At 52.6% G+C, this 6,207-nt stretch carries 6 protein-coding genes and 1 CRISPR repeat array; of the genes, 2 read left to right on the forward strand and 4 right to left on the reverse strand.

Features of this window, described 5'->3' with window-relative positions; genetic code table 11:
• The first annotated feature begins 28 nt into the window (after nucleotides 1-28).
• Nucleotides 29-448: a CRISPR direct-repeat array (repeat unit 36 nt; unit sequence GCTGGAAATTAGCTTCTTCCCTTCCTGATAGACTTG).
• Between the two features lie 50 nt (nucleotides 449-498).
• From cas2 to B1400_RS09990, 4 genes are read right to left on the reverse strand one after another with little or no spacing between them, the layout of a single operon-like run.
• Nucleotides 499-831 carry a CRISPR-associated endonuclease Cas2 gene (cas2, locus tag B1400_RS07915; protein WP_095613874.1) on the reverse strand — a complete coding sequence of 111 codons (333 nt, stop codon included), beginning with the start codon at nucleotides 829-831 and terminating at the stop codon, nucleotides 499-501.
• Complete coding sequence (gene cas1, locus B1400_RS07920) at nucleotides 818-1,732, reverse strand: type II CRISPR-associated endonuclease Cas1 (RefSeq protein ID WP_327078508.1); 915 nt, start codon at nucleotides 1,730-1,732, stop codon at nucleotides 818-820. The genes cas2 and cas1 overlap by 14 nt, the downstream gene beginning before the upstream one ends.
• Nucleotides 1,733-1,746: 14 nt before the next feature.
• Nucleotides 1,747-4,206 (reverse strand): HNH endonuclease, encoded by a 2,460-nt coding sequence (locus tag B1400_RS07925; protein ID WP_235607393.1) that lies wholly within the window; start codon nucleotides 4,204-4,206, stop codon nucleotides 1,747-1,749.
• Entirely contained in the window at nucleotides 4,158-5,177 is a 1,020-nt protein-coding gene (locus tag B1400_RS09990) for a hypothetical protein (protein WP_235607392.1), read from the reverse strand. The genes B1400_RS07925 and B1400_RS09990 overlap by 49 nt, the downstream gene beginning before the upstream one ends.
• Nucleotides 5,178-5,420: 243 nt before the next feature.
• Here B1400_RS09990 and B1400_RS07930 point away from each other — a divergent pair, with 243 nt between their 5' ends.
• Together B1400_RS07930 and B1400_RS10190 are read left to right on the forward strand one after the other, a co-directional pair.
• On the forward strand, nucleotides 5,421-5,651 hold the full coding sequence (locus tag B1400_RS07930; RefSeq protein ID WP_095613875.1) for an IS1/IS1595 family N-terminal zinc-binding domain-containing protein: 231 nt from the start codon (nucleotides 5,421-5,423) through the stop codon (nucleotides 5,649-5,651).
• A 167-nt stretch (nucleotides 5,652-5,818) separates the two neighbouring features.
• Nucleotides 5,819-6,207 (forward strand): IS1/IS1595 family N-terminal zinc-binding domain-containing protein (locus tag B1400_RS10190; protein WP_456061889.1); only part of this gene is annotated, 389 nt, incomplete at its 3' end.

Genomic DNA, 6,207 nt, shown 5'->3' on the forward strand with positions numbered 1-6,207 from the left:
TCTTATTCACCTTGGTCGTGATAGCTTTACCAGAAATTAGCNTCTTCCCTTCCTGATAGACTTGCGAACAGGTCGGCATCGCCCAGGCTCAAGCTGGAAATTAGCTTCTTCCCTTCCTGATAGACTTGAAGCACTCCGCCATTGGATAATGACGAAGCTGGAAATTAGCTTCTTCCCTTCCTGATAGACTTGCATAACCGGACTAGCGCACTCAGGCGACGCTGGAAATTAGCTTCTTCCCTTCCTGATAGACTTGAGCTCACCGACGCCATCAAAACCGCGAAGCTGGAAATTAGCTTCTTCCCTTCCTGATAGACTTGACCAAGGTCGAAGCCAAGCTCGAAAAGCGCTGGAAATTAGCTTCTTCCCTTCCTGATAGACTTGCCTTCACAAATGGGGCGATCCACTTACGGCTGGAAATTAGCTTCTTCCCTTCCTGATAGACTTGATAGCCGCTCAGGAAGGGGAGAATTTCAACATTTCCTAGGAAACAGACAATCAGAAAACCGTCAGGACCTCTGGCGTTTCCGAGTCAGTTTCCGGCTCCTCGCTGACATATCGCAGTGCACGTGACCACTGATGATCACTGACATGCAGCACTCTCACTTTTCCTCCCGACGGCAGATTCTCCTTAATCATTTTCACCGTCGATCGATTACCCGATTGCGTAGGGGTATACCGTGCATACACTGAGAACTGCACCATTGTATACCCCATATCCAAGAGCAGATTTCGGAATACCACAGCTTCATGCCGCTGTTGTCTAGTCCCTACTGGAAGATCAAACATCACCAGACACCACATGCCGCCGCTCTCCTCATCTTTCTTCATCATCGCCTCCAAATACAGGAACCGACAACATGCGATCTTTTGACTCACAATAGATACCGAACTGTTGCGCGAATGCATCTATGGAGCTAGGAATTGTTAAACCATTCTTATCGAACTGAGTATTTACCGCATTCACCAAGTCCTTCTTCGTCTGGGGAGACAATCCGTCTTCATCGATATCCATCAAGGCCACTTGCCTATCAACAGCCGGGCGGTAGGGTTCAATCAGATCATCAGCCAGACAAAAATAGTTTGCTCGATTATGGTGGTTCACGCCAAAAGTCGGCGCCAAACCGGCAGCGCATATGGAGCGAACCACAAATCCACGCAATACTGCGTAAGCATAGTCCAACTGTGAGTTACGCCCTTCGCCGCTACCAGGGGAGCGATGAAACTTCTCTTTTTCATCAAAAAGCCATTGCCAGTATTTTCGCGCAGCCTGACCTTCCACATTGGTGGAATCGCCCGAACGCACAGTCTTGGCGAGAGCCCGAAGCTCTTCTCCACCATGACGATCGCGTAGATCAAGACAGTGAGCCTGACCACGAATCTTGGATTTGACGATTTGCGCCCATGCATTCTTACAGCGTGGCTTACTCATCTCCACCTGTGCATGATGTCGTCGTGTAACCACAGAAGCGGTATCGCTCCAACTATGGAGGGCCCCAGCAGGCACACCTCTCCAATCGCAAAGCATAACGCTAACGCCGTATTGAGCAAGTTGAAACAGTAATGCAGTAGAGCAGCTAGCTCGTTGACCAAGAAGGACAACGGCTAGCTGAGCGAGAGGAATCTCCGCTTTATTGCCCTCTGCCGGGCACACCAGCAAGCGCCCGCGAGTATACCTCAGTTTTCCTTCCAGTTGCGTGCAATCGACAACTCGCCAAGCGTTCTGCACCATAGTCCATCACCTCATTAGTCACACGACCAGCATGTCGGCATCTGGTTTTTGGAAACGAAGCGTTTCTCACCAAGGGAGTTACGACGAATCACACGCAATGCAAGTTGCGAAATCTGAGAGACCGACAATCTCCAAGAACGCGCGAAGACATTTCGCACATCATCCTCCATCGATTTGGATACATCACATATTCCGAAGATTCTATCGAGTCCTTCCTCAGCCAGCATCGCCGGACGTAGTTTCATAAGCCGAGAAGACTCAAATCCGCTGACCACCCAACGCTGCACAATCTCATCCTGCACACCCATCTGTTCCGAGAAGAAGTCTACAAATGCTCCAATCTTGTCGCTCATAGCCTCTCCGAACTTCACTTCAATCTCGTCGCCAACAACAAGATATCCTTTGTATTCAGCATGACCGTTCTGTACTGCTTCAGCGACTTTCGGATCAGCGTACCGCATGGACACCGTCTGCGGAGACAATGGATAGGCGAAGAGATCCTCATGGCGAGCACGAAGCAAATCCGTTTGGAAGACACGGATCATGCCATAGAAATATACGCGTCCTTTCTTAGTCTCCTTATAGCACTTATATATGCGTGCATGATGAATCGCATTACCAATATCGGCCGATCCACCCTGCACTTGGATTTGCGCACTTCCGCCTTCGAAGAATGGCACTGTGTCTGAAGCCGTGTAATGCCCTCCATTCACCATGATCTCACGGGCCGAATCCTCCGGAAGACCCGTCTTTGACGAGTAATCAGGAAGCCGAGTCAATGCACAGTAAAGCGCTGGCGTAGAGGCCCTACGAATCAAATCAGCATCCATTGCACTCCTGAGAGGAATCCTCAGCAATGGTTTCACGGTTGCATCATGTGCATTTGAGTTCCCGAACGCATATCGCTGAGCATGTATGACCGGAATGCGATCGTTATCCAACGCATCGTTCAACAGGACAAGCATGGAGCGCATCGCATCCAGCCATTGCTGATATGACGCATATCCAGGATCTTGTTCCGCTGGGTAATTCTTCCATGCTGTCCGCAGGCTCTCATCTCCGGTTTCCAGCCAGGACCTTCGCATATTTGAACGAGTCTTCAACGATAATGCGGCTGCAGGCGTCATCATAGCGATGACCGCCGCATCGACAGCATGATGACGGCGATCCAATCTCGTTTTGTAGCTTGCTGCCGCAAAATGGATGTCACCCTCTATGCCAGACGCTCTTCTTCCTTCTGCGGTCAGGCTGCCTGCATACACACAGACCTTTGTCGCACCCGAACTATCGTCATTTAGATTGCCCGCATACCCATCCGAGTTGAAGTACCAGTCAATGCGACGATGCAACTCATCCGCCATCCATGCCACAGATTCAATCGATCGATTATCTATGGGATCGTCGGCCTCCGTCTGCTTGAGCCGAGTGATAACTTCAGTGCGGAATATCCGATCAGCTTTGGTGCCACCCTCGGCATTGAACATCTTCACACGTTCGATTGCCTCAGCAAGACTCACGCCGTGCTTTTGCGCGCTCTCAGTTTGCGCCCATACCGCAAAAGGTGTATTTGACTTCATTCTGTTGCAAATCTCGCATACCGCTGCAAAATTGTTACGCGTGTTCGTCGATCCGGCGCCTTTACGAGGAACAATATGGTCCATCTCACAAGTAGTGAAGGTGATATCGCAACCGCAATACAGACATACTCCGTTTTGGCGCTGAATCGCTTGAAGTCTTCGAAGATCGTAGGGACGCACTTTCTCCAGTCCGAAATGATTCCTCAGCTCTGACTCCAGCTCTTGATTCATCTGAGTTCGTTTGTCGATATATCGCTCATATTCCTTTTGTGCACGCCGAGCAGCAGGTTCGGAAGAGAAGCCATCACGGACATGCTCAATGTTAACCGCAGCCGGTTTTCCCCAGCGCTTCTGCGCATCCATGAGGAACCGACTCACCAGTTTCAATACACGGTCCACGGCAGTATTGCCTAGAGGAGCACCAATGGCGGCTTGCGGTGGACGCCAGTTGTCATCCACGCCAAAGACCATCTTACGCACCTCGTGCAAATCGTCATCGGTTTTCAGCATTCGCTCAGTCAGAACAGTCAGCGTCGGCACAGAATAGGCAGCGCGCCCGACGGGAAGATCAATGGCATCGAGCTTCGTCAATTGAGCATCATCAAGGCTTTCGATAAACTCGACCGCCTCCGCATACTCAGGTTCCTCCCGCTTCGCGTCGATATCCACAGTATTCGAAAGCAGCGCAATCATTGCTTCTTGGGCATCTTCATGGTTTTCCCACCATGCAAGGAGCGCTTTTCTGAGCTGTGTATCCTTGAGCTCAGCAATGCGCTGCAGTGAAGTCAATTGAGGAGGACGGCTGGCAATGCGTTCCTCGCCATCTGAGGTGAGAGCACCGACACCTTTTAGCGCACGACGCGAGATGCCCAGATCCTTACATACATCGACCCACACCAAGTTTTTTCAATCTTCTGAGATGCCAGCCGATTATAAACCATCTGCTTCTCATCAACTGTCAGACGGCGCAGTTCGCTACCGTCCTGGATGCGAAGATTTGTAATCATGTTGGTGATGCGATACCTTTGAAACGCCAATGATGCCTTCAGCGCCCTCGGTTCGTTCGGCGCCAGAGGATCTTTCCCGACTCTCTTTTCGGCCGATCCGCGAGGCGATTTCTGCCGGAACACCTCAAGTACCAGAGAACGCGCCACATCATCCGGAACCTGTTGCACCCGAAGAATACGCTCCAGCTCATAAGCGTTATCTTCCTGCATAAGACGGGCGGCAATCAGCCCCTCACGATGCCCGTGTTTCTTACTCTCAGATGTACGAATGCGCACTGCGGGCCCCTGGGATGAGGAAAGAACAGCATCAACAATCTGCGCAGGCGTTGCATTCTCCGGAATGTATTCTCCGCCAATCCACTCCATGGCTTTCTCGCGCAACTGTTGATACTGCTCAGACCGCGGTTCCTGCACCCCGAGCAGGGATTCATCGCGATGGTATGGATTACGCCATCCTCGATGCCGAGCAATCGTACGACACGCAATGGAAACAGCACACGCGCGCTCCTCGTCGTTGGAGATGAATTCCGTTGCCGCATGCGCCCTGATATGCCACATGTCGAATCCCTGCAGAGTACGTTCATCCACAATCGGATATCCAAGATGCCTTAGCTTCGCGTCAAGACGTTCCAAACGCGCGCGCCTGCGTCTACGCATACGCCGAGTGCGACGTGCAATCCCCGCCTGCAGCCTACGCGATTCACCTGTCTTTTTACTATTCGGATCCACACCACCATCATGGATAGCACTCATGGCTTTAAGAATTCGCACAGGCATGCCATCTACATCTATTTCCACCGCTGCAAATCCAACCGACTTCAATCCAACATCGATGCCGATGGTATAATTCCGAGGCGTCATCACCACTCCTTCATCAGCCAACCTTCAGATGCATCACATAGCTGCATCGCTCTAACTCATAGTTCCAGATACACTAAAAAAACGCAAATCATTGACTAGGTGTGTCGGAAATCGAGGCATATAGGCCAAAAGTTATTGCTTAAGATCCTCGTTTGCCTTGCGGCTGTAGGCGCGTCGGCATGTTGGAATTCCCGTGTGGAATTTCACGCCCCGTCCTTCCTCTCGTCACGGTTGCATGGAGGCATGAGAACGCAATCGTCGAGGGCGAGGATCTGCGAGATGTGCGGCTCGCCGATGAAGGAAAACGGACACGACCGATTCGGCTCGCAGCGGTGGATGTGCACCGCCTGCGACGCCACGCGAGGGGTGCGCTATTACCGGCGTCAGGGCCGCGCTGAGCTCGACGCGCTCCTCGCATGGCTGCTCGGTTCGGCGCCCCAGCCACTACCCGAACAGCGCCGACCAGAAGGCTAAAGCAATAACTTTTTGGCCTATATACCAAAATAAGTAGGCATATAGGTCATTTTGTGTTGATTATGTTGCGGGTTTGTCCTTGTGGCAGTAGGCGTGTCGGGGTGTCATTTACGGGTCTGGCGTAAATAGCCGCGTTTCGTACCGGTTCGAGGCCGTTGGATTGTGTCATGAGAACACGATCGAAACGAGCCCGCAAATGCCCGATCTGTCGTCTGCCGATGCGCAAGAACGGCCATGACCGCACCGGTCGTCAACGCTGGCAGTGCGACGCCTGCAGGGCGACCACGACCGCCACCGTACGCTCGAGGAGCCGCGAGTCCGTGCTGCGCCTATTCCTCGACTGGCTTCGAGGCCTCCCCACAGCGGCGGCTGGAATGCGACGCGCGCACTTTCCGCCGCCGCAGCGCATGGTGCTGGGACCTGTCGCCGCGCATCATCCCCGACGGCGTGGTGCATCACGTGGTCGTGGCCGACGGCACCTACATGAACGGCTGGTGCCTGCTGACCGCGATCGACGCCAACGGCGGCGAGGTGCTCGCCTGGCAATGGTGCGAAC

This window comes from Bifidobacterium italicum (assembly GCF_002286915.1).
Lineage (GTDB): Bacteria > Actinomycetota > Actinomycetes > Actinomycetales > Bifidobacteriaceae > Bifidobacterium > Bifidobacterium italicum.

What these genes read in the sequence shown, in the direction of transcription:
- B1400_RS09990 (WP_235607392.1), bottom strand. Translation starts at nt 5,177, where the DNA reads ATGACGCCTCGGAATTATACCATCGGCATCGATGTTGGATTGAAGTCG.
- cas1 (WP_327078508.1), bottom strand. Translation starts at nt 1,732, where the DNA reads ATGGTGCAGAACGCTTGGCGAGTTGTCGATTGCACGCAACTGGAAGGA.
- cas2 (WP_095613874.1), bottom strand. Translation starts at nt 831, where the DNA reads ATGAAGAAAGATGAGGAGAGCGGCGGCATGTGGTGTCTGGTGATGTTT.
- B1400_RS07930 (WP_095613875.1), top strand. Translation starts at nt 5,421, where the DNA reads ATGAGAACGCAATCGTCGAGGGCGAGGATCTGCGAGATGTGCGGCTCG.